The organism is Vogesella oryzagri, assembly GCF_040148885.1.
Taxonomy (GTDB): Bacteria; Pseudomonadota; Gammaproteobacteria; order Burkholderiales; family Chromobacteriaceae; genus Vogesella; species Vogesella oryzagri.
The window spans coordinates 51602-75889 of the sequence record NZ_JBEFLD010000001.1; the positions used below are offsets into that span (position 1 = coordinate 51602).

Annotated in this window: 26 protein-coding genes; 17 read left to right on the forward strand and 9 right to left on the reverse strand. The window is 67.3% G+C overall.

The genetic code is table 11. The features are described from left to right. Positions 1-119: 119 nt before the first annotated feature. Positions 120-560: an Lrp/AsnC family transcriptional regulator gene (locus tag ABNW52_RS00230; RefSeq protein ID WP_349582381.1), complete on the reverse strand. Its 441-nt coding sequence runs from the start codon at positions 558-560 to the stop codon at positions 120-122. A gap of 128 nt (positions 561-688) precedes the next feature. Here ABNW52_RS00230 and ABNW52_RS00235 point away from each other — a divergent pair, with 128 nt between their 5' ends. Beyond that, positions 689-1576, forward strand: coding sequence for a DMT family transporter (locus ABNW52_RS00235; protein ID WP_349582383.1), 888 nt, complete (start codon positions 689-691; stop codon positions 1574-1576). 1 nt (position 1577) lies between these two features. On the opposite strand, the gene ABNW52_RS00240 is transcribed toward ABNW52_RS00235, so the two are convergent. Then, positions 1578-2456: a LysR family transcriptional regulator gene (locus tag ABNW52_RS00240; protein WP_349582385.1), complete on the reverse strand. Its 879-nt coding sequence runs from the start codon at positions 2454-2456 to the stop codon at positions 1578-1580. A 171-nt stretch (positions 2457-2627) separates the two neighbouring features. Between ABNW52_RS00240 and ABNW52_RS00245 the strand changes: the two genes are divergently transcribed. The 6 genes from ABNW52_RS00245 (at position 2628) to ABNW52_RS00270 (ending at position 8206) form a co-directional block, all read left to right on the forward strand. Beyond that, positions 2628-3836 (forward strand): cyanate transporter, encoded by a 1209-nt coding sequence (locus ABNW52_RS00245; protein WP_349582388.1) that lies wholly within the window; start codon positions 2628-2630, stop codon positions 3834-3836. A 114-nt stretch (positions 3837-3950) separates the two neighbouring features. Continuing rightward, the gene (locus ABNW52_RS00250) at positions 3951-4718 is read left to right on the forward strand and encodes an ABC transporter substrate-binding protein (protein ID WP_349582391.1); all 768 of its coding nucleotides are present in this window, start codon (positions 3951-3953) and stop codon (positions 4716-4718) included. 45 nt (positions 4719-4763) lie between these two features. Further along, positions 4764-5453, forward strand: coding sequence for an ABC transporter permease (locus ABNW52_RS00255; protein ID WP_349583644.1), 690 nt, complete (start codon positions 4764-4766; stop codon positions 5451-5453). After that, positions 5450-6172: an ABC transporter permease gene (locus tag ABNW52_RS00260; protein WP_349582394.1), complete on the forward strand. Its 723-nt coding sequence runs from the start codon at positions 5450-5452 to the stop codon at positions 6170-6172. The genes ABNW52_RS00255 and ABNW52_RS00260 overlap by 4 nt, the downstream gene beginning before the upstream one ends. A gap of 23 nt (positions 6173-6195) precedes the next feature. Continuing rightward, positions 6196-6963, forward strand: a complete 768-nt coding sequence (locus ABNW52_RS00265) for an ABC transporter ATP-binding protein (RefSeq protein WP_349582397.1) — start codon at positions 6196-6198, stop codon at positions 6961-6963. Between the two features lie 34 nt (positions 6964-6997). Beyond that, a complete protein-coding gene (locus tag ABNW52_RS00270) occupies positions 6998-8206 on the forward strand; it encodes an amidohydrolase family protein (protein WP_349582400.1) in 1209 nt (402 codons plus the stop codon). A gap of 365 nt (positions 8207-8571) precedes the next feature. Here the strand turns inward: ABNW52_RS00270 and ABNW52_RS00275 are convergent, their stop codons facing one another. Further along, entirely contained in the window at positions 8572-10182 is a 1611-nt protein-coding gene (locus tag ABNW52_RS00275) for a methyl-accepting chemotaxis protein (RefSeq protein ID WP_349582403.1), read from the reverse strand. A 333-nt stretch (positions 10183-10515) separates the two neighbouring features. Between ABNW52_RS00275 and ABNW52_RS00280 the strand changes: the two genes are divergently transcribed. The 3 genes from ABNW52_RS00280 to ABNW52_RS00290 all read left to right on the forward strand — a co-directional run bounded on the left by ABNW52_RS00280 (position 10516) and on the right by ABNW52_RS00290 (position 13618). Further along, the gene (locus ABNW52_RS00280; protein ID WP_349582406.1) at positions 10516-10650 is read left to right on the forward strand and encodes a hypothetical protein; all 135 of its coding nucleotides are present in this window, start codon (positions 10516-10518) and stop codon (positions 10648-10650) included. Continuing rightward, entirely contained in the window at positions 10647-13142 is a 2496-nt protein-coding gene (locus tag ABNW52_RS00285) for a bifunctional diguanylate cyclase/phosphodiesterase (RefSeq protein ID WP_349582408.1), read from the forward strand. Before ABNW52_RS00280 ends, ABNW52_RS00285 begins: the two co-directional genes overlap by 4 nt. A 137-nt stretch (positions 13143-13279) precedes the next feature. Further along, on the forward strand, positions 13280-13618 hold the full coding sequence (locus ABNW52_RS00290; protein WP_349582412.1) for a zinc ribbon domain-containing protein YjdM: 339 nt from the start codon (positions 13280-13282) through the stop codon (positions 13616-13618). Positions 13619-13711: 93 nt separating this feature from the next. On the opposite strand, the gene ABNW52_RS00295 is transcribed toward ABNW52_RS00290, so the two are convergent. Then, positions 13712-14470, reverse strand: a complete 759-nt coding sequence (locus ABNW52_RS00295) for a substrate-binding periplasmic protein (RefSeq protein ID WP_349582415.1) — start codon at positions 14468-14470, stop codon at positions 13712-13714. Positions 14471-14615: 145 nt separating this feature from the next. Here ABNW52_RS00295 and ABNW52_RS00300 point away from each other — a divergent pair, with 145 nt between their 5' ends. Next, positions 14616-16142, forward strand: a complete 1527-nt coding sequence (locus tag ABNW52_RS00300) for a fumarate hydratase (RefSeq protein WP_349582418.1) — start codon at positions 14616-14618, stop codon at positions 16140-16142. A 104-nt stretch (positions 16143-16246) separates the two neighbouring features. Here ABNW52_RS00300 and ABNW52_RS00305 read toward each other — a convergent pair whose 3' ends face one another. Continuing rightward, a complete protein-coding gene (locus tag ABNW52_RS00305; RefSeq protein ID WP_349582420.1) occupies positions 16247-16699 on the reverse strand; it encodes an Lrp/AsnC family transcriptional regulator in 453 nt (150 codons plus the stop codon). Between the two features lie 145 nt (positions 16700-16844). Between ABNW52_RS00305 and ctlX the strand changes: the two genes are divergently transcribed. Then, positions 16845-17792: a citrulline utilization hydrolase CtlX gene (gene ctlX / locus ABNW52_RS00310; RefSeq protein WP_349582423.1), complete on the forward strand. Its 948-nt coding sequence runs from the start codon at positions 16845-16847 to the stop codon at positions 17790-17792. On the opposite strand, the gene ABNW52_RS00315 is transcribed toward ctlX, so the two are convergent. The 4 genes from ABNW52_RS00315 to ABNW52_RS00330 form a co-directional block, all read right to left on the reverse strand. After that, positions 17776-18507 carry an EF-hand domain-containing protein gene (locus ABNW52_RS00315; protein ID WP_349582426.1) on the reverse strand — a complete coding sequence of 244 codons (732 nt, stop codon included), beginning with the start codon at positions 18505-18507 and terminating at the stop codon, positions 17776-17778. The genes ctlX and ABNW52_RS00315 overlap by 17 nt on opposite strands. 107 nt (positions 18508-18614) lie before the next feature. Continuing rightward, positions 18615-19730, reverse strand: a complete 1116-nt coding sequence (locus ABNW52_RS00320; protein ID WP_349582428.1) for an ATP-binding protein — start codon at positions 19728-19730, stop codon at positions 18615-18617. 13 nt (positions 19731-19743) lie between these two features. Further along, entirely contained in the window at positions 19744-20451 is a 708-nt protein-coding gene (locus ABNW52_RS00325) for a response regulator transcription factor (protein ID WP_349582431.1), read from the reverse strand. 71 nt (positions 20452-20522) lie between these two features. Next, entirely contained in the window at positions 20523-21032 is a 510-nt protein-coding gene (locus ABNW52_RS00330) for a hypothetical protein (protein ID WP_349582433.1), read from the reverse strand. A 257-nt stretch (positions 21033-21289) separates the two neighbouring features. On the opposite strand from ABNW52_RS00330, the gene ABNW52_RS00335 reads away from it, so the two are divergent. The 5 genes from ABNW52_RS00335 to ABNW52_RS00355 all read left to right on the forward strand — a co-directional run bounded on the left by ABNW52_RS00335 (position 21290) and on the right by ABNW52_RS00355 (position 24181). After that, positions 21290-21523, forward strand: a complete 234-nt coding sequence (locus ABNW52_RS00335) for a DUF1272 domain-containing protein (protein WP_349582436.1) — start codon at positions 21290-21292, stop codon at positions 21521-21523. 128 nt (positions 21524-21651) lie between these two features. Continuing rightward, positions 21652-22554 (forward strand): EamA family transporter, encoded by a 903-nt coding sequence (locus ABNW52_RS00340; RefSeq protein WP_349582439.1) that lies wholly within the window; start codon positions 21652-21654, stop codon positions 22552-22554. Beyond that, positions 22554-23009 carry a GNAT family N-acetyltransferase gene (locus ABNW52_RS00345; RefSeq protein ID WP_349582441.1) on the forward strand — a complete coding sequence of 152 codons (456 nt, stop codon included), beginning with the start codon at positions 22554-22556 and terminating at the stop codon, positions 23007-23009. Before ABNW52_RS00340 ends, ABNW52_RS00345 begins: the two co-directional genes overlap by 1 nt. A 29-nt stretch (positions 23010-23038) precedes the next feature. After that, positions 23039-23236, forward strand: a complete 198-nt coding sequence (locus ABNW52_RS00350) for a DUF1737 domain-containing protein (RefSeq protein WP_349582444.1) — start codon at positions 23039-23041, stop codon at positions 23234-23236. Between the two features lie 12 nt (positions 23237-23248). Then, positions 23249-24181, forward strand: a complete 933-nt coding sequence (locus ABNW52_RS00355; RefSeq protein ID WP_349582446.1) for a GlxA family transcriptional regulator — start codon at positions 23249-23251, stop codon at positions 24179-24181. The last annotated feature ends 107 nt before the right edge of the window (positions 24182-24288 follow it).

A 24288-nucleotide genomic window follows, 5' to 3' on the forward strand; every position in this document is an offset into this window, starting at 1 on the left:
CCTCCCCTGCGACCAACCTGTTTATCCGGTTGGCCGCTTTTTTATGGCCGCGGCGCTGGGGGGGCGGCGCGGTAACCAGGCCGGCGCTCGCCGCATGGACGACCGTGCTGGGGGCGCGGCTACGGCAGCAGCGGCGGCAGCCGGCGCAGCACCGGACTGGCCTTGACGATGCTGGTGGCGGTGGTGGCCAGCTCGGCAAAGCCGTCCAGGATCTCGTCCAGCTGGCCGATGTCGCGCAGCAGCAGGCGCGCGATGTAGCAGTCTTCGCCGGTGACCTTGTCGCACTCGGTGAACTGCGGCGTGGCGACGATGCGCGCCTCCAGTGCCTTGAGCTGCCCCGGCAACGGCCGCAGCCGCACGATGGCCTGCAGGGTGTAGCCCCACTGCGGCCAGTCCAGCTCCGGGGTGTAGCCGCGAATGGCACCGTGTTCCTCCAGCCGCTTCAGCCGTTCCGACACGCTGGGGCCGGACATCTTCAGCTGCCGCGCCAGCTCGGCAATGCTCTGCCGCGCATCCTGCTGCAGCAGCCCGATCAGCTGTACGTCGATCCAGTCTTTCATTGCAGGCAATCCTGTCGATTTGGCGATATTTGCAAGGTAGCAACTGGCTTTTGCCTTGCAAAGCCCATTCAGCCAGCTGTGCGACTTGCTTATGCTGTTGCACACTAGCCTGCAAGGAGAGCTTGATCATGACACAACAAAATTTACGCAGCGGCGTGCTGCAGATGCTGGCCGCCATGGCGCTGTCCGGCACCATCGGCTGGTTCGTGCTGCAATCCGGCCAGTCGGTGTGGAACGTGGTGTTCGTGCGCTGCGTGCTGGGGTCGCTGGGGCTGGGCTTGTATGCCTGGTGGCGCGGACTGTGGCAGACGTGGCCGTTTACCCGTAGCAGTCTGCTGTGGTGCATCGCCGGCGGCGTGGCGCTGGTGGGCAACTGGCTGCTGCTGTTCAACGCCTATCACTACAGTTCGATCGGCATTGCCACCGTGGTGTATCACACCCAGCCGTTCTGGCTGCTGTTGCTGAGCCGGCTGCTGCTGGGCGAGGCGCTGACCTTGCGCAAGCTGGCCGCGGTGGCGGTGGCGTTTGCCGGCATGCTGCTGATCGTGCAGCCGGGGCAGGGCGCCGGCGGCGGGCTGCTGGGCATCCTGCTGGCGCTGGGCGCCGCCATGCTGTATGCGGTGGTGACGCTGATCAGCAAACAGCTGCCCAAGACGCTGGCGCCCACCCACATCGCCAGCGTGCAGACGCTGACCGGTGTGCTGCTGCTGTGGCCGCTGCTGGACAACGCCAGCCTGTGGGTGGCCGGCAGCCACTGGGGCTATCTGGCCACGCTGGGGCTGGTGCACACCACGCTGATGTACATCATCATGTACGCCGCCTTCCGCCAGCTGCCTACCCACTGGATCGGCCTGCTCGGTTTCAGCTACCCGGTGGTGGCGCTGCTGGTGGATTACCTGGCCTACGGCCATCTGCTGGATGGCTGGCAGCTGCTGGGGGTGCTGCTGATTGTTGCGGCCAACGTGTGGGGGCTGCAGCGGGTGCCGGCCACCCAGGCGCAACCGGCGCGGGCCTGATTCAGCCGCGCGGCTCGGGCTGCATCACCGCATCGCACAGCGTGCGCAGCCGCTGCGCCAGGTCGCGCACCCGCTGCGCGGCTTCCTGGCGGGTGTGCAGCACCAGCTCCAGCGGCGGCAGCGCGGCAAAGCCGTCTTCGTCCGTCAGCTGGCGGTGGCCGGACAGCGCCAGCCGCGCCGGCAGCAGGCTGATGCCCAGCCCGCTGGCCACCGCCGAACGCACGCTGGCCAGGCTGGCGCTGCTGTAGCCGATGCGCCAGCGGCGGCCGCTGCTTTCCAGCGCGTGGATCATTTCATCGCGGTACAGGCCGCCCACCGGAAACACCACCAGCGGCAGGATGTCGCGCTGCCAGGTCGGGTGTTCGCGGCTGTCCAGCCACGCCAGCGGCTCCGGCCACGCCGCATCGCCGACGGTGTGGCCCTGGCGCTGCTTCACCAGCACCAGGTCGTAGCTGCCGGCACAGAATTGCTGCCACAGGGTGTTGCTCAGCCCGCTGCTGACTTCCAGCCGGATAGCCGGGTTGTCGCGGGCGAAGGCAGCCAGCACCGGCGTCAGCAGGTCGGCGGCAAAGTCTTCCGGCACCCCCAGCTGGATCTCGCCCTGCACCTGGCCTTCGCGTAATTCCGCCACCGCGTCTTCCATCAGCGCCAGCAGCCGCCGCGCATGCACCAGCAGCCGCGCGCCGCTTTCGGTGGTCACCACGTAGCGGCCGCTGCGGTCCAACAGCTCGCTGCCCAGCTGTTCTTCCAGCCGCCGCAGATGCTGGCTGACGGTGGACTGGCTCAGGTGCACGCGGTCGCCGGCGCGGGTGAAACTACCGCTTTCCACCACCGCCACAAAGCTCTTCAGCAGTACCGGGTCCAGCATCGGATCAATCATTACGTTTCCCACTGCAAGCTAGTTAAACATTTAATTTCTAAATTATATCGCCGCTCCCTAGACTGCAAGCAAGCCAATCGTGCCTGCACTTTTGCAGGTTTACCGGAGCAGAACCATGTCGCCTTCCCGCCTGATCGCCAGCCACTCCCGCGCCGCCGGCGCCGCCCGGCCATGACGGTTGCCCGTACTGCCGCGTTGCCGCTGCAGCGCCAGCAGGCGCTGGCGGCCCTGCTGCTGCTGGCGCTGATCGCGCTCAACCTGCGGCCGTTCCTGACCTCGGTGGGGCCGGTGCTGGATTTGCTGCGCAGCGATACCGGGCTGGGTTTTCGCGCCGCGGCGGTGCTCACCGCGTTGCCGTTCGTGTTGATGGGGCTGCTGGCGTTTGCCGGCGCGCGGCTGGCGCAGCGCATCGGCGAACGCAGCACTGTGGCACTGGCACTGCTGCTGCTGGCCGCCGGCTGCGCCTCGCGCGCCTGGGTCAGCGACAGTGCCGGCTTGATCGCCGGCGCCGGCGTGGCTGGTGCCGGGGTGGCCGCCATCCAGGCGCTGATGCCGGGGGTGGCCAAGCGGCTGTTTCCCGAGCGCGTCGGCCTGGCGATGGGGGTGTATTCGGCAGCACTGGTCGGCGGTGGCGCGCTGGGCGCGCTGGCCAGCCCGTGGCTGGCGCAGTTCGGCGGCTGGCGGCTGGCGCTGGCGGTATGGCTGCTGCCGGCCTTGCTGGCACTGCTGCTGTGGTGGCGGCAAGGCGAGCAACAGGCGGCGCCGACGGCTGGTCACGCCGCGCTGTCGCTGCGCGCCTGTGGCCGCAACCGCCGCGCCTGGCTGCTGGCGCTGTATTTCGGCCTCACCAACAGCGGTTATTCCAGCCTGGTGGCGTGGCTGCCATCGTTCTATCGCGAACAGGGCATGACGGCGCAGGCCGCGGCCAACCTGCTGGCCGGGCTGGCGCTGTGGCAGGCGCTGGCGGCGCTGCTGTTCCCGCTGCTGTCGCGCCGGCATGGCGATCATCGCCCGCTGCTGTGGCTGGCGCTGGCCTGCCAGGCAGTGGCGCTGGCCGGCTTCGCCTGGTGGCCGCTGCTGGCGCCGTGGTGCTGGGCGGTGCTGGCCGGTATCGGCCTCGGCGGCTTCTTCGCGCTGTGCCTGCTGCTGGTGCTGGAGCACCTGCCGGACGCGGCGCGCGCCGGCACCCTGGCCGCCTTCGTGCAGGGCTGCGGTTTTCTGCTTACCGCCGCCGGGCCGTGGCTGATGGGCTGGTGGCGCGAGCGTGGCGGCCAGTTCGCCGGCGGCTGGAGCTGGCAGCTGGCCATCGTGCTGGCGATGTTGCTGCTGACCGCAAGATTTTCCCCGGCAAGCTATCCGCGCAGCATGCGCGGCCTGTGACCCGGGCGGGTGGTGGGCGACAGCCTGCCGTCCATCCACGGCCAACCATTACAACAGCAATCCCAAGGTTGGCCGCAGCTCGCTGTACCCGTCGCAACAAAGGAGATTATCAACATGAAACAACTTGCCCTGGCCACCCTGCTGGCCTGCATCGCCACCGGCGCCGCTGCCCAAGACTGGAAAGTCATCCGCTTCGGCGTCAATCCGAGTTACGCCCCGTTCGAATCCAAGGCCGCCAGCGGCGAGCTGGTCGGCTTCGACATCGACCTGGGCAACGCGCTGTGCGCCAAGCTGAAAGCCAAGTGCGTGTGGGTGGAAAACGCCTGGGACGGCATTATCCCGGCGCTGAAGGCGAAGAAGTTCGACGCCATCCTGTCGTCGATGGCGGTAACGGAAAAACGCCTGCAGCAGATCGGCTTCAGCGACAAGATCTACAACGTGCCGCCGCGGCTGGTGGCGAAGAAGGGCAACGCGCTGCAGCCGGCGCCGGACACCCTGCGCGGCAAGCGCATCGGCGTGGAGCAGGGCTCCACCGCCGAGGCCTATGCCAAGGCCTACTGGGAGCCCAAGGGGGTGACGGTGACCTCGTATCAGAACCAGGACCAGGTGTACCAGGACCTGACCTCCGGCCGGCTGGATGCGGCGTTCCAGTCCTCGGTGCAGGCCGAGCTGGGCTTCCTGAAGACCGCTGCCGGGCGTGACTACGCCTTTGCCGGCAACGGCGTGGCCGACAGCAAGACCCTGGGCGTCGGCGCCGCCATCGGCCTGCGCAAGGAAGACGGCGATCTGGCGCAGCAGCTCAACCGCGCGCTGGCCGAGCTGCACAAGGACGGCACCTACAAGCGGCTGTCCGGCAAGTATTTCTCCTTCGACATCTACTAAGCCGCCGCCGGCACGGGGCGCACAGCCCCGGCCGGCAAGGAGATCATCATGTTACAAGGCTATGGGCCGCTGATCGCCAGCGGCACCTGGATGACGCTGCAGCTGGCGCTGCTGGCCTTGGCGGCGGCGCTGCTGCTGGGCCTGGCCGGCGCCAGCGCGCGGCTGTCGGCCAGCCGCCTGCTGCAAACGTTGGCCGCAGGCTATACCACGCTGATCCGCAGCGTGCCGGATCTGGTCACCATGCTGCTGCTGTTCTACAGCCTGCAGATCGCGCTGAACCACCTCACCGAATGGGCCGGGCTGGCGCAGATCGACATCGATCCGTTCGTGGCCGGGGTGGTGACGCTGGGCATCATCTACGGCGCCTACTTCACCGAGACCTTCCGCGGCGCGTTCCAGGCGGTGCCGCGCGGCCAGCTGGAGGCGGCGGTGGCCTACGGCATGACGCCGTGGCAGGTGTTCCGCCGCGTGCTGTTCCCGCAGATGATGCGCTTCGCGCTGCCGGGCATCGGCAACAACTGGCAGGTGATGATCAAGGCCACCGCGCTGGTGTCCATCATCGGCCTGTCCGACGTGGTGAAAGCCACCCAGGACGCCGGCAAGGGCTCGCTGCAGCTGTTCTTCTTCAGCCTGGTGGCGGCGGCGATCTATCTCGCCATCACCACGGTGTCCACCCTGTTGCTGGCGTGGCTGGGTCGCCACTACGCCGCCGGTGTCAGAAAGGCCGAGCTATGAACCAGATCATTGCTATCGTGCAGGAATACGGCCAGGCCTATCTGTGGAGCGACGGCTACCGCCTGTCCGGGCTGGCCATGACGCTGTGGCTGCTGCTGTTGTCGATTGCCATCGGCTTCGTGCTGTCGGTGCCGCTGGCGGTGGCGCGGGTGGCGCCCAACCGCTTCATCAGCGGCCCGGTGTGGCTGTATACCTACGTGTTCCGCGGCACGCCGCTGTATATCCAGCTGCTGATCATCTATTCCGGCATCTACAGCCTGGAGTCGGTGCGGGCGCAGCCGCTGCTGGACGCCTTCTTCCGCGAAGGCTTCAACTGCACGCTGCTGGCGTTTGCGCTGAATACCTGCGCCTACACCACCGAGGTGTTCGCCGGCATGATCCGCGAGACCCCGCACGGCGAGATCGAGGCGGCGCGCGCCTTCGGCATGTCGCGCTTCACCCTGTACCGCCGCATCATCCTGCCCTCCGCGCTGCGCCGCGCGCTGCCGTCGTACAGCAATGAGGTGATCCTGATGCTGCACTCCACCTCCATCGCCTTTACCGCCACCGTGCCGGACCTGCTGAAAGTGGCGCGCGACGTGAACTCGGCCACCTACGCCTCGTTCGAGGCCTTCGGCCTCGCCGCCGTGCTGTACGCCAGCGTGGTGTTCGCGCTGGTGTGGCTGTTCCGCCGCTGTGAGCGCCGCTGGCTCGCCTTCCTGCAACCGCGCGCCCACTAGCCGCACGTATTGGAGAACAACACATGTATCAACTGACCGTAGAAGAACTGCACAAGCAGTACGGCACGCACGAAGTGCTCAAGGGGGTATCGCTGCAGGCCAAGGCTGGCGATGTGATCAGCATCATCGGCTCCTCCGGCTCCGGCAAGAGCACCTTTCTGCGTTGCATCAACTTTCTGGAGCAGCCGAGCAAGGGCCGCATCTTTGTCGGCAATGAAGAAGTGCGCACCGTGGCGGACAAGAACGGCGCCTTGCGCGCAGTCGACCCGCGCCAGCTGCAGCGGCTGCGCACCCGGCTGGCGATGGTGTTCCAGCATTTCAATCTGTGGGGCCACATGACGGTGCTGGAAAACGTGATCGAGGCGCCGGTGAACGTGCTGGGACTGGACCGCGACGAAGCCATCGTCCGTGCGCGTCGTTACCTGGCCAAGGTCGGGCTGGCCGCCGCGGTGGAAGACAAGTATCCGTCGCACCTGTCCGGCGGCCAGCAGCAGCGGGTGGCCATCGCCCGCGCGCTGGCGATGGAGCCGGAGGTGATGCTGTTCGACGAGCCGACCTCGGCGCTGGACCCGGAGCTGGTGGGCGAGGTGCTGCGCGTGATGCAGGCGCTGGCGGAGGAGGGCCGCACCATGGTGGTGGTCACCCACGAGATGGGCTTTGCCCGCGAGGTGTCCAACCACGTGATCTTCCTGCACCAGGGCCGCATCGAGGAGCAGGGCGACCCCAGGCAGGTGCTGGTGGCGCCCAGGAGCGAACGGCTGGCGCAGTTCCTGTCCGGCAGCCTGAAATGAGCCGCACGGCTCTAACCCAACAAGCGAGACGAGCATGCAACACCCATTTTGGCTGCGTAATGTGCGCCCCTACGGCGGCGCGGCAGAAGACATCGAAATCGTGGCCGGCCGCATCGGCGCGCGCCGCCCGGCGGCCAACCTGCCGCTGGCGGCGGGCGACCTCGACGGCGGGGGCCGGCTGCTGACACCGCCCTTGGTGGAGGCGCACACCCACCTCGACAAGACACTGTGGAGCCTGCCGTGGCAGCCGCACAGCGCCGCCGACAACCTGCGCGCACGCATCGACAACGAGCGCCGTATCCTGCGCGAGCAGACGGTGCCGATCGCCGCGCGCGCTGGCGCGCTACTGGAGCACTGCATCGCGCAGGGCACCCAGCTGCTGCGCTGCCACGTGGACGCCGACCCGGAGCTGGGCTGGTCGCATATCGACGCCATGCTGGCGCTGCGCGAACGTTACGCCGGGCTGGTCGACATCGAGCTGGTCACCTTCCCGCAGGCTGGCCTCGTGACCCGCCCCGGCGCCGCCGCGCTGATGCGCCAGGCGCTGGAAGCCGGGGTGGAGGTGGTGGGCGGGCTGGACCCGTGCGGCATCGACGGTGATCCGATTGCGCAGCTGACGCAGGTGTTCGAACTGGCCGCCGAGTTCGACCGCGGCGTCGACATCCACCTGCACGACGGTGGCGAGCTGGGGCTGTGGCAGATCGCGCGCATCTGCGACTTTACCGAGCAGTACCGGCGGCAGGGGCGGGTGATGCTCAGCCACGCCTTCTGCCTGGGCATGTTGCCGTGGGCGAAAGTGGCGCCGCTGGCGGCAAGGTTGGCCGCAAACGGCATCAGCACCGTCACCACCGCGCCGGCGGACATCGGGGTGCCGCCGTTTGCCGAGCTGACGGCGGCGGGGGTGACGGTGTGCCTGGGTTCGGACGGCATCCGTGACGCCTGGTCGCCGATGGGCAACGGCGACATGCTGGAGCGGGTGATGCTGCAGGCCTACCGCTTCTACGAGCGCACCGACGAAGGGCTGCGGGCGGCGTTCGACGCCGGCACCGTCAACGGCGCCCGCGCCATGGGCCACGCCGACTACGGGCTGGCAGAGGGCAAGCCGGCCAACTTCCTGCTGCTGCCGGTGCAGACGGTGGGCGAGGCTATCGCGCTGCGCCCGCCGCAGCGCACGCTGATCCGCCACGGCCGGGTGATCGTCCGTGACGGCGTGCTGCTGGGCAGCCTGCTGGCGTTGCCGTAAGCGGGATGGCGGCCAGCCTCGGTGCGCCTGGCCGCGTGCGATTGCCTATCGCTGCGGCCAACCTTGCCGGCTTGGCCCCGCTCACAAAATGGCGGCTCCGGCGTTGCGCCGCTCAGGCGGACTAATGTCCTGCCGTTGCCGGTTGGCAGCGAGGCCTTGTTGGCGGCGCCTGCTCACCGGCAAGGTTGGCCGCAGCCAGCGGGGCCCGTACATGCCGCTGGTCTTATCTGTTTGCCGGGGCAGCAATATAAAAAAGGCAGCCAGTAAGGCTGCCTTTGGTGTGGCGCAGCAGCGCAGCATGTAATGTTGCGCCGGCAGCCGGTGCCGTGTTGTTTTCCGGTACTGGCCGCGGCCCGCGCCGCCGCTTACACCCGGTAAACCGCGACTTCGCTTTCCATCGCGTGCGACAGATTCTGTAGCCGGCTGGCCAGCGCGGTAACGTGCGAGGCGGCGGCGGAGTTTTCTTCCGCCATTTGCGCCACGGTTTCCACCTGGCTGGCGATGCTGTTGGCCGCGGTGCCCTGTTCGCGGATGGCGTGGCTGATTTCGCCCACCAGGTGGCGGCTCTGCTCGGCCACTTCGGAAATCTGCTGGATGGCGCCGCGCGCCTTGCCGGCTTCGTCCACGCCGCTTTCCACGTTGTGCACCACGCCCTGCATGCGCTCGGCGGCGCTTTCCGACACCGTCTGGATGGCGCCGATGATGGCGGCGATTTCCTGGGTGGACTGCGCGGTGCGCTCGGCCAGCTTGCGCACTTCATCGGCCACCACGGCAAAGCCGCGGCCCATTTCGCCGGCGCGGGCGGCCTCGATGGCGGCGTTCAGCGCCAGCAGGTTGGTCTGGTCGGCGACATCCTTGATCACGTTCACCACCACGGCGATCTGGCGGGTGCGCTCGGACAGCTGGCTCATCTCGCTGGCGGCATGCTCCACCGCGCCGGCAATGCTTTCGATCGACTGGCTGGTGCCGGTGATTACCACGGCGCCGCTCTGGGCGCGGCTGCCGGTGTCCTGCGCCAGGGCGTTGGCCTCCTGGGTGCGGTCGGCCACGTGGTTGATGCTGACGGTGATTTGTTCCAGCGCGGCGGCCATGGTAGAGGCGGACTCACTCTGCGCATTGGAGCCGGCCGCCACCTGCTTGGCCGAGCCGGCCAGCTCGGTGGCCGACTGCGACACATCGCGCGAGGCGGTGATCACCGTGCGCAGGCTGCCCTGCAGTTTTTCGATCAGCTGGTTGAAGGCGGCCAGCATCTGGGCGATCTCGTCCTTGCCCTTCACCTCGCAGCGGGTAGTGAAATCCAGCGATGCGGCCAACTGCTGGATGCTGGCCTGGCCGCGCTGCACGCTGCCGACGATCTGGCGGTAGGTCAGCAGGCCGAGGATGGCGAGCAGGGCGATGGACAGCAGGGCGACCGCGGCGGCAATCAGGCGGGCATGGCTGCTGACCGACTGCGCCTGCGCCTTGGCGTCATCCGCCAGCTGCTGGTTGTAGTCGAGGTGTTCCTTGGCGATAGCCTGGATGGCAATGAAACGTTCGCGCATGGCATTGGCCTGGCGTATCGCTTCTTCGGTCTGGCCGGCAGTGGAGGCGGCCAGCGCCGGCGCATACAGCTTGTCCAGCTCTGCCACCCCGGCTTCCAGTTGCTTCAGGTAGGCGCCGTCCTTGTCGCTGACCACCATCGGCGCGTAGGCCTGCAGCGCTTTGCCGATGGCGTCGCGGTGCTGGTGCAGCGATTGCTCGATGCCCGGCTTGCTGGCGGCGTCGGTGGCGACGATATGCGCCAGCAGCGAGTTACGTTCTTCCAGTAATTCCTGGTTGAAACTGCCGAGTATCTTCACGCTGGGCAGCACGTTGTCGCCGATGTTCTCCAGCTCCAGGTACAGGCGATTCAACTGCAGGAAGGTGGTGCCGGCCAGCAGCAGCAGGCCGGCGATGGCGACCGAGATCAGCAGAATCAGACGCTGGGAAATTTTCATGGACGTCTCCAGGGGGCAAAGGCGGCTAGTTTTTATTTTTACGTTAACAGTGATTTAATTAGCAAGCGCTAAGCTGCGATTAATTAAATTCGCATGCGTTATTGCTTATGTTGATTGAATTGCGGCGAATGGCAGTTTGTAAAATTTAGCCGTGGTTATTTAACCGCTTGAATAAATTTAAAATTATTTGTCATTGATAATGACGGTGGGTTTTACGGCGGCTCTTTATGTAAAAGAAATAAGATAGCCTGCGCATGATCGTTTGGCCGGCTCCGGCATAGCGGGATTTCCCAATCGCGCGTCATTGCTTATAACTGTTGCATGATCGCTGTAATGAAACAGCATTTCTTATTAAAATCGACAGACTTGCTGCGCCAGATAAACTGCGTTGCTGCCGCCGCCATCCGCTGGCTGCCAGTTGCGTATTTTTCCGATTCCACACTTAGTCGCGGAACTGCCCTGCCATGATCCAACTGCCCGCCATGCCCCCGCCCGCCGCGACTGCTGCGACCAGGCTGCCGCCGCTGCAGCTGGCGGCGATGCTGTGTGCGCTGATCAGCGGCCTGCTGCTGCTGCAGCTGGTGTTTCCGGGCTGGCTGCGGTTGCCGGATTACGCGGCGCTGCACACCCTGCTGGAGATGCTGTCCATCGCCATGAGCCTGCTGGTGGCGGTGATGTCCTGGTTCAAGACCGACAGCAGCCGCCGGCTGCGGGTACTGGCCATCGGTTTCATGGTGGTGGCCGGGCTGGATATTCTGCATGCGGTGTCCTACCCGGTATTGCCGGCTTTTCTGGGGACGAATACGCCGCACAAGGCCATCGTGCTGTGGCTGGGCGCGCGCAGTAGCGTGGCGCTGGCGATGCTGTTCATGCTGTTGCCGGAGCGCCATCAGCGCAGCGCCGCGCCGTTGCTACTGCTGTACGGGCTGCTGTTTGCGGTGCTGGGGGTGGGCTATCACGATGCCCTGCCGCTGCTGTTTGTGCCGGGGCAGGGGCTGACGCCGCTGAAGGTGGCGCTGGAGTGGCTGCTGGTGGGCAGCTATCTGCTGCTGGCCTGGCGCATCTATCGCGCCGGGCTGAGCATCCTGGCCGGGCAATGGTTGGCCGCAGGTTTGCTGGTGCTGGCGTTTGGCGAGCTGTTTTTCTGCTTTTACCTGCTGGTGGATGATCTGGCCAACGGCCTGGGCCACGTGTTCAAGGTGGTCGGCCAGGCGTTTTTCCTGCGCGGGGTGATCGAGGCCCGGCTGTTGCAGCCGTATCAGCAACTGACTATCGAGAAGGCGGCGCACGAGGATGCGCTGGGGCGGCTCAACGCGCTGGTGGCCGGGGCGCCGCTGGGCATTCTGGTGGTGGATGCCGCGGGGCTGATCAGCAGCAGCAACCACGCCGCGGAAAACATGTTCCGCGCCGTGCCCGGTTCGCTGGACGGCCTGACCGTCGACGAGCTGGTCGGGCACGATCTGCGCGCCGCGCACCTGCGCCACCGCGTGGCCTACCACGCCGCGCCGCAGGTGCGGCGCATGAGCGAGCGGCAGGGGCTGCAGGCGCTGCGCCGCGATGGCAGCCGCTTTTACGTCAATGTGGCGCTGGCGCCGCTGCAGTGGGGCGGGCGGCAGCACACCCTGGCGTTTGTCAGCGATGTCAGCGCCGAGGTGCAGCAGAACCTGCAGCTGCAATGGCTGGCCGACCACGACGAGCTGACGGCGCTGCCCAACCGCCGCGCCACGCTGGAGCGGCTGGCGCTGGCGGTGAAACAGCCGGGGCTGGGCGCCTTGCTGGTGCTGAACATCGATGCGCTGGGGCGCATCAACCAGGTGTTCGGCCATCGCGTCGGCGATGAAGTGCTGGTGGCCAGCAGCCGGCGGCTGCAGGGCCTGTTGTTGCCGGGCGAGGAAATCACCCGGCTGCAGGGCGACAGCTTTGCCGTGATCATGGCCGGCAACGCCGCGGTCGAGACGCGGGCCGATGTGCTGCTGGGCGCGTTCAGCCACCCGTTCCTGCTCAGCGGCGAGGTGCGGCTGCAAGCCAGCGCCACGGCCGGTTACTGCCGCTTTCCGCAGGACAGCCAGCAGCCGGACCTGCTGCTGCAGTACGCCGAGCTGGCGATGGCGGCGGCCAAGCGCAGTGGCCAGCACGGGGTGAAGGCGTTCAATTCGGTGCAGCCGGCGCAAACCCGGCGCTGGCTGGAACTGGCCAGTCAGCTGAGCAATGGCCTGCAGCAGCACGAGTTCTTTCTGGTCTACCAGCCGCGCATCGCGCTGGACGACGGCCAGGTGGCTGGCTTCGAGGTACTGCTGCGCTGGCAGACGCCGGCGGGCAACATCAGCCCGGGCGAGTTCATCCCGGTGGCGGAGGAAACCGGCTTCATCCTGGAGCTGGGGCGCTGGATCTTCGACCACGCGCTGGCGCAGCTGGCGCAGTGGCAGCACGCGGGCATTGACGTTGGCCGCCTGGCCATCAACCTGTCCACCCGCCAGCTCAGCGACCCCGGGCTGCAGGACTTTCTGCTGCAAAGCTGCGCCCGCCACGGTATCAGCCCGGCGCAGCTGGAGCTGGAAATCACCGAAACCGCGGCGATGGAAAACCTGGAGTGGGCATTGCCGGTGCTGCACCGGCTGCGCGCGCTGGGCGCCTATATCGCGCTGGACGACTTCGGCACCGGTTATTCCTCGCTGGCCTACCTGCAGCAGCTGCCGGTGTCGGTGCTGAAGATCGACCTGGCCTTCGTGCGCAACCTGGACCGCGAAGAAGGGCGGGCGGTGGCGCGTACCATCATCACCCTGGCGCAGAACCTGGGCTGCAACACCGTGGCCGAAGGGGTGGAAACCGAGGCGCAGCGTGCCTGGCTGCTGGCCAACCATTGCGACGAGATGCAGGGCTTCCTGGAAGCGCGGCCATTGCCCAGCGACGCGGTGGCGCCCTATCTGCAACGCAAGCGCACGGCCGCGCCGGAGGCGTAGCGGCGGTGCCGGCTAGACCCCTGCGCCAGTAGGGGGACTGGTCTCTACCCCGTCCGCTGGCGCATAATGCGCGCTTTCTTTGTGCGGACGCCTGCGGCCAACGTTGCCGGCGCCCGCCACTTGCTACAAGGTCCCGTATGAGCCAGCTGCCCAATTGCCCGCAATGTCATTCCGAATTCACCTACGAGGACGGTAGCAACTACGTGTGCCCGGAATGCGCGCACGAGTGGCCGCAAACCGCCGTCGAAGAAACCGAAGCCGCGCGCGTGGTGCGCGATGCCAACGGCAATGTGCTGCAGGACGGCGACAGCGTTACCGTGATCAAGGACCTGAAAGTGAAAGGTTCGTCGCTGGTGGTGAAGGTGGGCACCAAGGTGAAGAACATCCGCCTGGTGGACGGCGACCACGACATCGACTGCAAGATCGACGGCATCGGCGCCATGGGCCTGAAATCGGAGTTCGTGAAGAAAGCCTGACGCGGCGCACCGTGTTGCCACAAGCCAGCGTGCCGTTGCCGCTGGCTTTTTGCATTATTGCGGCCAACGTTGGCCGCCGCGCACGGCCGGGGCTCAGGGCTGCCCCGGCGCTTCCGGCGGCAATTGCAGCTGCTGGCGCAGCCGCGGCAGAAACTTCTGCTGCTGCAGCCGGTGGAACTGTGCGACATAGCGCGTCAGCCGGGCGCGATTGCTGCCCGGGCTGAAGGCCAGATACAGCTGGCCGGACAGTGCCGGCAGCGCCAGTGCCGGTTGCAAGCTATCCGGCGCCAGGCCGGCTTCCCGCAGCTGGTAATGCAGGGCGGTGCTGCTGGAAAACGGCAGCAGGTCGATACGTCCGGCCAGCAGCTTGCGGATATTGCTGCCGTCGTCGCTGCTTTCCTGCAGATTGCTGCCAATCACAAAGCCCTGCTGCAGCAGGTAGCGCGCCTTCACGTCCTGTGCGGTGACGCCCAGCTGCCAGCGCCGCGCGTCGGCCAGCGTATGTGGGTTCACCTCCGGCCGGCTGCGCAGCCGCCACAGCACCACATCATTGTGCGCGATCTGGCCGATCCAGCCGTAGCGCGCCTCGCGCTCCGGGGTGCGCGCCAGGCAGAAAATCAGCGTATCGGGCGTGCTTTCCGCGATCTGATAGGCGCGCGGCCACGGCAGGAAGCGGATATCCAGCGTATCGCCATTGCGCTGCGCCAGCGCCTGCGCGGTCTGCAGCGCCAGGCCCCACGGTTGCGGGCTGGCGCTCTGGAACGGCGGAAAGTCGGTGGTGACCGCCAGCAGCCTGGCGGCCTGGGCGGCCATGGGTAGGCAGGACAGCAGCAGGAGCAGGGCGGAGCGCATGCCGTGCGGTATCCGTATGGCAATAAAAGCCGCAGCATGCGCGCGCGCCTGCCGGCTGACAAGTCGCCGACGATGGCGCAGTGCAGCGTAACTGCCTAAAATGGGCGGGCTAACCCGAAACAGCCCCACGCTGGAGATCGCAACAATGACCATCATCCGTCAGGAAGACTTCATCCAGAGCATCGCTGATGCCTTCCAGTACATCAGTTACTACCACCCGAAAGACTACATCGACGCGCTGTACCAGGCGTATCTGCACGAAGAAAGCCCGGCGGCCAAGGACGCCATGGCGCAGATCCTGATCAACAGCCGCATGTGCGCCGAAGGCCACCGCCCGATCTGCCAGGATACCGGCATTGCCGTGGTGTTCCTGAAAGTGGGCATGAAAGTGCAGTGGGACAGCACCCTGAGCGTGCAGGAGATGGTCAACGAAGGCGTGCGTCGCGCCTACCTGAACCCGGACAACAAGCTGCGCGCCTCGGTGCTGCTGGATCCGGCCGGCCTGCGCAAGAACTCCAAGGACAACACCCCGGCGGTGGTGCACTTCGAGATCGTGGAAGGCGACGGCGTGGAAGTGATCTGTGCCGCCAAGGGCGGCGGCTCGGAGAACAAATCCAAGTTCTACGCGCTGAACCCGTCCGACAGCATCGTCGACTGGGTGATCAAGACCGTGCCGACCATGGGCGCCGGCTGGTGTCCGCCGGGCATCCTCGGCATCGGCATCGGCGGCACGCCGGAAAAGGCCATGCTGCTGGCGAAAGAGTCGCTGATGGATCACGTCGACATCCACGAGCTGAAGGCGAAAGCCGCCAAGGGCGAAGAGCTGAGCCGCGTGGAAGCGCTGCGCCTGGAAATCTTCGAGAAGGTGAATGCGCTGGGCATCGGCGCGCAGGGCCTGGGCGGCCTCACCACCGTACTGGACGTGAAGATTCTGGATTATCCGACCCACGCCGCCAGCCTGCCGGTAGCGATGATCCCGAACTGCGCTGCCACCCGTCACGTGCATTTCCACCTGGACGGCAACGGCCCGGCCAAGCTGGAAGCGCCGAAGCTGGAAGACTGGCCGGAAATCACCTATGACAGCTCCAACGGCAAGCGCGTGGACCTGGACAACATCACCCCGGCAGAAGTGGCCAGCTGGCAGCCGGGCGACGTGCTGCTGCTCAACGGCAAGATCCTCACCGGCCGCGATGCCGCGCACAAGCGCATGATCGACATGCTGAACAAGGGCGAGAAGCTGCCGGTGGACTTCACCAACCGCTTCATCTACTACGTCGGCCCGGTGGATCCGGTGCGTGACGAAGTGGTCGGCCCGGCTGGTCCCACCACCGCCACCCGCATGGACAAGTTCACTCGCCAGATGCTGGAACAGACCGGTCTGTTGGGCATGATCGGCAAGGCCGAGCGCGGCCAGATCGCCATCGACGCCATCAAGGACAACAAGGCGGTGTACCTGATGGCGGTGGGCGGCTCTGCCTACCTGGTGTCCAAGGCGATCAAGGCGTCGAAAGTGGTCGGCTTCGAAGACTTGGGCATGGAAGCCATCTACGAGTTCGAAGTGCAGGACATGCCGGTAACCGTGGCGGTGGACTCCTGTGGCACCTCGGTGCACAACACCGGCCCGGCCGAATGGCGGGTGAAGATCGGCAAGATCCCGGTCAACGCCGGCTAAGCCAGCGCTGGCGGCCAACGTTGGCCGCAACAAACACAACGCCCGCCCGTGTTACGGGGCGGGCGTTTTGCATGGCCCGGACGGCAAGCGCCGGCGCTCGCCGCTCAGCGCCGCCCCAGCTTGATCTGCTGCAGCTGCGGGCTGCTGACGATGCGCGCAATGCGGAAGCGGGCATCGTCCAGCCAGCTGCCGGACAGCTCGCGAAAGTGCGCCAGATCGCGGCAGCGCACCCGCAGCTGGTAGTCGAACTCGCCGCTCACCAGCCAGCAATCCTCCACCTCGTCGCAGTCGCGCATGGTGTGCTCGAATGCCAGCTGCGCGCTGCGCCCCAGCTTGTCGCCCAGCGCCAGCTGCGCCAGCACCACCACCCCTTCCTGCTGCGGCAGCGCCACGTCGGCGTGATAGCCGCGGATATAGCCGGCCTGCTCCAGTTTGCGCACCCGTTCCTGGCAGGGGCGGGCGGTCAGATGCACCTGCTCGGACAGCGCCTGATAGGTGATGCGGCCCTCCCGGCGCAGGATGTCGAGGATTTGCAGGTCGATACGGTCCAGTTGCATGGCATCGGCAGCAGAAACCGCTGCGGCAGGAAATGATAACGACGGCAAGTGTGCGTCAAGCGCACCCGATTCGTCGTTTATCAATGCGACACCTTTTGCACAATCCACTCATGTTCACCACCCGGCCAACGTTGCCCCCCACGTCATGCAAACCACCTCCCGCGTCCTGATGGTCCGTCCCTGCCGTTTCGGCTTCAACCCGGATACCGCCGCCAGCAATGCCTACCAGCAGGCCACGCTGGACGCCGGGGCCGCGCAGGCGGCGGCGCTGGCCGAGTTCGATGCCTATGTGGCGTTGCTGCGCGCCAACGGCGTGACGGTGCATGTGTTCGACGACACCCCGGAGCCGCACACGCCGGATTCGATCTTTCCCAACAACTGGTTCTCCACCCACGCCGACGGCAGCCTGTACCTGTACCCGATGGAAGGCGCCAACCGCCGGCTGGAGCGCCGGGTGGACATCGTGGCCTGGCTGCGCGGCAGCTTTGCGGTGCGCAAGCTGGTGGACCTGTCGCCGGCCGAGCAGCACGGGCGCTACCTGGAAGGCACCGGCAGCATGGTGCTGGACCGCGCCAACCGCCGCATCTACGCCGCACTGTCCAGCCGCACCCACCGTGATGAGCTGCAGCAGTTTGCCCGCCGCATCGATTACCAGCTGACGGCGTTTACCGCCACCGATGCCGCCGGCCGGCCGATCTACCACAGCAATGTGCTGCTGTGCGTCGGCCCGGACTGGGCGGTGGTGTGCCTGCAGGCGGTGGAGGATGCCGAGGAGCGCGAGCAGCTGCAGCGGCAACTGCAGGCTGACGGCAAGGAGGTCATCGCCATCAGCCGCCAGCAGGTGGTGGCGCTGGCCGGCAATATGCTGGCGCTGCACAACGCCGCCGGCGAGCCGCTGCTGGTGCTGTCGCAGCGGGCGCATGACGCGCTGGACGACGCGCAGCGCACCCGGCTGGCGGTACATGGCCGGCTGCTGCGGCCGGCCATTCCGGTGATCGAGACGCTGGGCGGCGGCGGCGTGCGCTGCATGCTGGCCGAGCTGTTCCTGCCCGATCACCCGCAGGCACCGGCGGCGTTTACACCGCGGTACTGAGCAGCTGGCTGCCGCTGTCGTTGTCGTTGCTGTCGTAGGCGCGCAGCATTTCCATCAGCCGGTGCAGCACGCGGGCGTTCTGGGTGCTGTCGCTGCTGTTGTCGGCGCTGGCCGTGGCGCTAGCGCTGTCGCTGCTGGTGCTCTGCGACTGCTCGTAGGCGATGCTTTCCTGAAAGCTCACCTTGCCATCGCCATTGCTGTCGGCGGCGTCGAAGTTGGCCGCCAGGCTGGAAAAGCGTGCCGCCGCGGTGCTGTCGCCGCTGGCGCTGGCATCGCTGGCCATGGTGGTGAGCTGATCCTGGTCCAGCCCGGCATCGTTGCCGCGCGGCGGTGGTGGCGGCATGCCGCCCATGCCACCCATGGCCGCCATGCCGCCCATGCCCTGGGTGCGCATGGCGTTGAACTGGCTGTCCAGCTGCGACTGCAGCTCCTGCAGGCGGGTGGTCAGCTCGTCCTGGGTAACCTTGCCGTCGCTATCGCTGTCCAGCGCGGCAAACAGGTCGCTGGCGGTGCTGTCGCTGCTACTGCTGCTGCCGTTCAGCGCGCTGATGGCGCTGTCGAAGTCGCTGGCCTGCAGATAGCCCTGCTGCTGGGTGTCCAGCGCGCTGAACAGGTCGGCGGCCAACTCGCTGGCATCCGGTTTGCGCGGGCGGCTGCCGTAGGCGGCCTGCGTCGCCGGCGGATAGCCGCCGTAACTGCTGATGGCACTTGTCATGACGATTCTCCTTACGCCCGCAGGGCGGGCACACTGGTCCGGCCGCCGGTATGGCGGGGTGTTGCCAGTGTGTAGGCGTCATGTCTACTGCATGTATGGAGTTGGTATCAGGCTTGATACAAAGCGGCGGCAGTATCCAGTGGCAGCTCCAGCCGGGCGGTGAGGCCGCCTTCCGCGGCATTGAACAGCGTCAGCTTGCCGCCCATGCGCCGCGCGGCGTCGCGGGCGATCGACAGCCCCAGGCCGGTGCCGCCGGTGTGGCGATTGCGCGACTCTTCCAGCCGCACAAACGGTTCGAACACGGTTTCCAGCTGCGCTTCCGCAATGCCCGGGCCGTGGTCGTGGATGTCGATGCGCAGCTGGCCGGCGGCGCACAGCAGGCTGATTTCCGCCTCGCCGCCGCCATAGCGCATGGCGTTTTCCAGCAGGTTTTCCAGGCAGCGGCGCAGGCTGGCGGGCAGGGTGTACAGCCGGTCGGCATGGCCGCTGGTGCTGACGTGGTAGCCCTGTTCCTCGGCGTCTTCCGCCATCGCCTGTACCAGCGCGGTGACGTTCAGCCATTGCCAGGCTTCTTCCTTGGCATCGTCGCGCAGGTAGGCCAGGGTGGCGTCCAGCATGGCGGCCATGTCGTCGATATCCTTGCCCAGCTTGGCCTGCAGCGTGGCGTCTTCCAGCTGCGCGCTGCGCAGGCGGATGCGGGTCAGCGGCGTGCGCAGGTCGTGCGACACCGCGGCCAGAAAGCGGCTGCGCTCGGCCATCTGCTGGCGCAGCTTGTCCTGCATGTGGTTGAACAGTCGGGCGGCCTGGCGGGTTTCCGCCGGCCCGGCTTCTTCCACCGGCGGCGCCTGCAGGTTGTCGCCCAGCAGCGCCGCCGCATGGGTCAGTTGCTGGATCGGGCGCGCCAGCCGGCGTGCGCCGTACCAGGCCAGCAGGCTGATGATGGCCAGGGTGACCAGCTGCGCCAGCCAGAATTCCGGCGGGAAGTGCGGGCGGTTTTCCCGTGGCGGCGGCGGGCGCAGCAGCGGCGCGCTGCCCGGCAAGGTTGGCCGCAGGCTGCTGCGCGGCGGCTGGCTGCTGGCTACCGGCGGGCCGGGCGGCTGGTGCGGCCCGAAGAACAGGAACAGGCTGGTCATCACCAGGTGGGAGGTGACCAGTACCGCCACCACCAGGCCGAACAGGCGGGTGAACACGGTATCGGGAAACAGCCGTAGCAGACGTTTCATCAGGCGGGTCCTGTCATTCCACTTTGCAGTCGAACAGATAGCCTTCGCCGCGCACGGTTTTCAGCAGCCGCGGCGATTTCGGGTCGTCGCCCAGCTTCTGGCGCAGGCGCGACACCAACAGGTCGATGCTGCGATCAAACGCCTCGATGGCGCGGCCACGGGCGGCGTCCAGCAGCTGTTCGCGGCTGAGCACGCGCTGCGGGCGCTCCAGAAACACGCACAGCAGCCGGTATTCGGCATGCGACAGCGGGATCAGCACCTGTTCCGGGGTGGTGATCTCGCGCTTGATGTGGTGCAGCGTCCAGCCGGCAAAGCGCACTTCCTGCACTTCCAGCGGCTGCTGCTGGCGCTTGCTGCGGCGCAGGATGGTATGGATGCGCGCTACCAGCTCGCGCGGGTCGAACGGCTTCACCACGTAGTCGTCGGCGCCCAGCTCCAGCCCCACCACGCGGTCGGCCGCTTCGCCGCGCGCGGTCAGCATGATGATGGGCGTGTCGCCCTGGCGGCGAATCTGGCGGCACAGCGCCAGGCCGTCCTCGCCGGGCAGCATCAGGTCGAGAATGATCAGGTCGAAGCTATCGCGCGCCAGCATGTCCTGCATGGCGGCGCCGTCTGCCACCGTGGTGCAGAGCATGGCGTAGCCGCGCAGGTAATCGGCGAGCAGGCTGCGGATATCCGGATCGTCATCGACAATGAGCAGGCGTATGGCTTGGGCAGACATAGGGGGTTCCGTGGCTGGGGAAGGGGCTGCAGGGGCACCGCGGTTGGCCGCAAGGCCGCCGCTACCCGGCCTCACGGTTTGGGCATGGCACCTTCGCGCGGCAGGCCGGGCAATGCGGGCGGCATGTTATCACCGGATTGCGCCAGCAGGTATTGTCGCACCTGGGCGGCCTGTTGCGCCGACAGGCTGTCAAAGAAGCTGACCCACTCGGCGCCGGTGAACGGGCTGTCCTTTGCCGCCGGCTGCGCATCGCGCAGCGCCACGCTCAGTGGCACTTTGGCGTTGGCCAGATTATCACGCAGCGCGGCCTGCGCCAGCTGCGCGGCGCGGCGCTGGGCCACCATGCGCGCCAGGCGGGCGGTTTCGGCCTGTTGCCACAGCACTTCCTGGCGCGCGTTCAGTTGCAGCTGCGGCAGTAACGGCTCCAGCGATCCCGGCTCAGCACGGGCGTGGCCGTCGGCATGCGGCGGCTGGCAGGCGGGGGCGCCGTTCGGCGGCAGTGGCTGGGCGGCGAGGGCGCTGGCGGCCAGCAGGCAGGCGCACAGGGCGAGCAGGCTGCGGCGCAGGGTAGGGTGTGGCATGTGTTGGGCTCCGTACAGGGGATTGTGTTGCCGTCAGCCTGCAGTGTTGCAGCCGGCCATATCGCGTGCTTGTCGGCTTTGTATCATGCCGCTTACAGCCGGCCGCGCCGGGTGGCCATGGCGTGATCGGTCCGCAGCTCGACCGGATACTGCCTCGTGCCGCGAGTACGCTTGCGCCACAATGGCGCTATCACCCAACCCACATCCGGCTGGTGGATGGCCGCTTTCGCCCGTGCCGCCAGACCGAGGAGCCAAACATGCTGACTTTGCGCCCTGGTTGTGAAACCTGTGACCGCGATCTGCCCGGCGACAGCGCCGACGCGCTGATCTGCAGTTTTGAATGCACCTTTTGTCGCGATTGCGCGACGGCGATGCAACAGGTCTGCCCCAATTGCGGCGGCGAACTGCTGCCGCGGCCACGGCGGGTCGGTGCGAAACTGGCGGCCAACCCGGCCAGCAGTCAGCGTGTCTACAAGCCACGCCAGCTGTAACCGCGCATTCGTGAACACACTGTTGCTGTTGCCGCTGGCATGAGCGGGGTAAGGTAGTGGCCCAGGCTGGGGCGCGCAGTGCCGGCGCGTTCTGCCAAATTTTGCATGCAAAAACGGGAGCGCACGCCATGAACTGGCAAGACCGTCTGATCGCCCTCGCCATCGTGGCGGTATGGGGCTTCAATTTCGTGGTGATCAAGTGGGGCGTGGCCGGCGTGCCGCCGTTCCTGCTGGGGGCGCTGCGCTTCAGCGCCGCCGCCGCCATCGGCCTGTTGTTCGTGCGCCGTCCGGCGCTGCCGTGGCGCTGGCTGGCGCTGTACGGCATCAGCGTCGGACTGGGGCAGTTCGCCTGCCTGTTTACCGCCATCAAGCTGGGCATGCCGGCCGGCCTCGCCTCCATTGTGCTGCAGTCGCAGGCGTTCTTTACCCTGCTGATCAGCCTGCTGTGGCTGCGCGAAGGCTTTACCCGCTGGCAATTGTCCGGCCTGCTGATCGGCAGCGTCGGGCTGTATCTGATCGGCGGCCTGGGCGCCGCCGGCCTGCCGCTGGCCGGCTTCCTGCTGACCCTGTGCGGGGCGCTGAGCTGGGCGTTTTCCAATGTGGTGGTGCGGCGCATCGTGGCGGCCGGCTATAAGCCGGACATGCTGGGGCTGGTGGTGTGGAGCAGCCTGACGCCGGTGCTGCCGTTCTTCGTGCTGTCGGCGCGGTTCGAGTCGGCGCAGATCGACTGGAGTCTGGTGCTGAGCGGCAAGAGCCTGTTCGCGGTGGCCTATCTGGCGCTGATCGCCACCCTGTTCGGCTACGGCCAGTGGAGCAAGCTGCTGGCGCGGCATGCGGCCAACGTGGTGGCGCCGTATTCGCTGCTGGTGCCGTTTTTCGGCGTGCTGTCCTCGGCGCTGGTGCTGGGCGAGCGGCTGAGCTTCTGGCAGCTGGCCGGCGGCGCGGTGCTGCTGGCCGGGCTGGCGGTGAACGTGTTCGGGCCGCGGCTGCTGGCGCGTTTGCGCCGTCCGGCGGTGGCGGGGCAACTGTGATGGCGCTGCACATCCGCGCGGCGACGGCCGCGGATTACCCAGCGTGGTGTGAACTGTGGGCGGGCTATAACGCCTTCTATGGCCGCCACGGCGACAGCGCCTTGCCGGAGGCGCAGCTGCAGCTGACCTGGCAGCGGCTGCTGGACGATGCCGAGCCGATGCAGCTGTGGCTGGCGGAGCAGGATGGCCAGCTGGTCGGGCTGGCGCACGCGATCTACCTGCGCAACACGCTGCTGCCGCACTACGCCTGCTATCTGCAGGACCTGTTCACCGCGCCTGCCGCCCGCGGGCAGGGAGTGGCCAGGGCGTTGATCGCGGCAGTGGCAGACGCCGCCCGCGCGCAAGGCTGCCCTAGCGTGTACTGGCACACCCATCAGGACAACTCCGCCGCGCGCCGGCTGTACGAGCAGCTGGCACGCGATACCGGTTTCATCGTTTACCGTGCCATGCTGTAACCGGCGCGCCACTACAGGAGCATTACCCAATGAAGCTGTACCGCCTGCTGACCGGCCCGGACGATTCCGCCTTCTGCCACCGCGTGACCGAGGCGCTGAACCGCGGCTGGCAGCTGCACGGCCAGCCGACGCTGACCTTCAACGGCGAGCGGGTGATCGCTGGCCAGGCCATCGTCAAGGAAGTGGCCGGCGACTACACGCCGGACATCAAGCTGGGCGAGCTGTAGGCAGCACACGACATGGATATCTGGTTTTTGCTTACCCCGCGCTACCTGGCGCTGGATTTCGTCGGCCCGGCCGAGGCGCTGCGCATGGCCATCGACGAGGGCGCGCCGTTCCGCCTGCACGTGGCGGGGCCGGCGCGCGAGTGTGTCAGCTCGCTGGGGCTGGCCTCGCTGATCGACCCGCTGCCGGACGCGCTGGCCGCCGGCAGCCTGGTGCTGCTGTGCGGCACGGTGGACGAGGATGCCGATTACGCCACGCCAGAGGCGCAGCAGCTGGTGGCGTGGCTGCGGCAGCACATCACGGCTGAGGTGCAGCTGGCCACCATCTGCTCCGGTGCCTTGCTGGCCGGCATGGCCGGGCTGCTGGACGGCCGCGCCTGCACCACCCATCACAGCATCGTGCCCAAGTTGGCCGCCGCCGCGCCGGCGGCGCGGGTGCTGGACAACCGCATCTTCGTCGAGGACGGCAACATCGCCACCTCGGCCGGCATCACCACCGGCATGGATCTGGCGCTGGCGCTGATCGAGCGTCACGCCGGCGCCGACATCGCCGGGCGGGTGGCGCGGCGCATGGTGCTGTACGCGCGCCGTGCCGGCGACGATCCGCAGCTGTCACCGTGGCTGGCGTTCCGCAACCACCTGCACCCGGCGGTGCACCGCGCACAGGACCTGATCGCGCGCGGGCCGGAACAGCGCTGGGCGGTGGAAACCCTGGCCGAGCGCGTGCATCTGAGTCCGCGCCACCTGACCCGGCTGTTCCGCGAGCAGGCCGGGGTCGGCATCGTCGAATACCAGCAGCGGCTGCGCATTGCCGTGGTGCGTCAGCTGCTGCAGCAGGGCAGCAGCGTGGAGCGCGCGGCGGAAGGCGCCGGTTTTGCCTCGGCGCGCGACATGCGCCGGGTGTGGCACAAATACCAGCCGGGCAGCCCCGGCCAGCACGGCGCCTGAGCCGGCGGGCGGCGGTTTGCCGCCCAACGCGGGCACAAGGTTGGCCGCAGTCCTGCAGGCCGGGCAATAAGTCCGTACAATCCGCCGATTGATTTTGCGGTACGTGC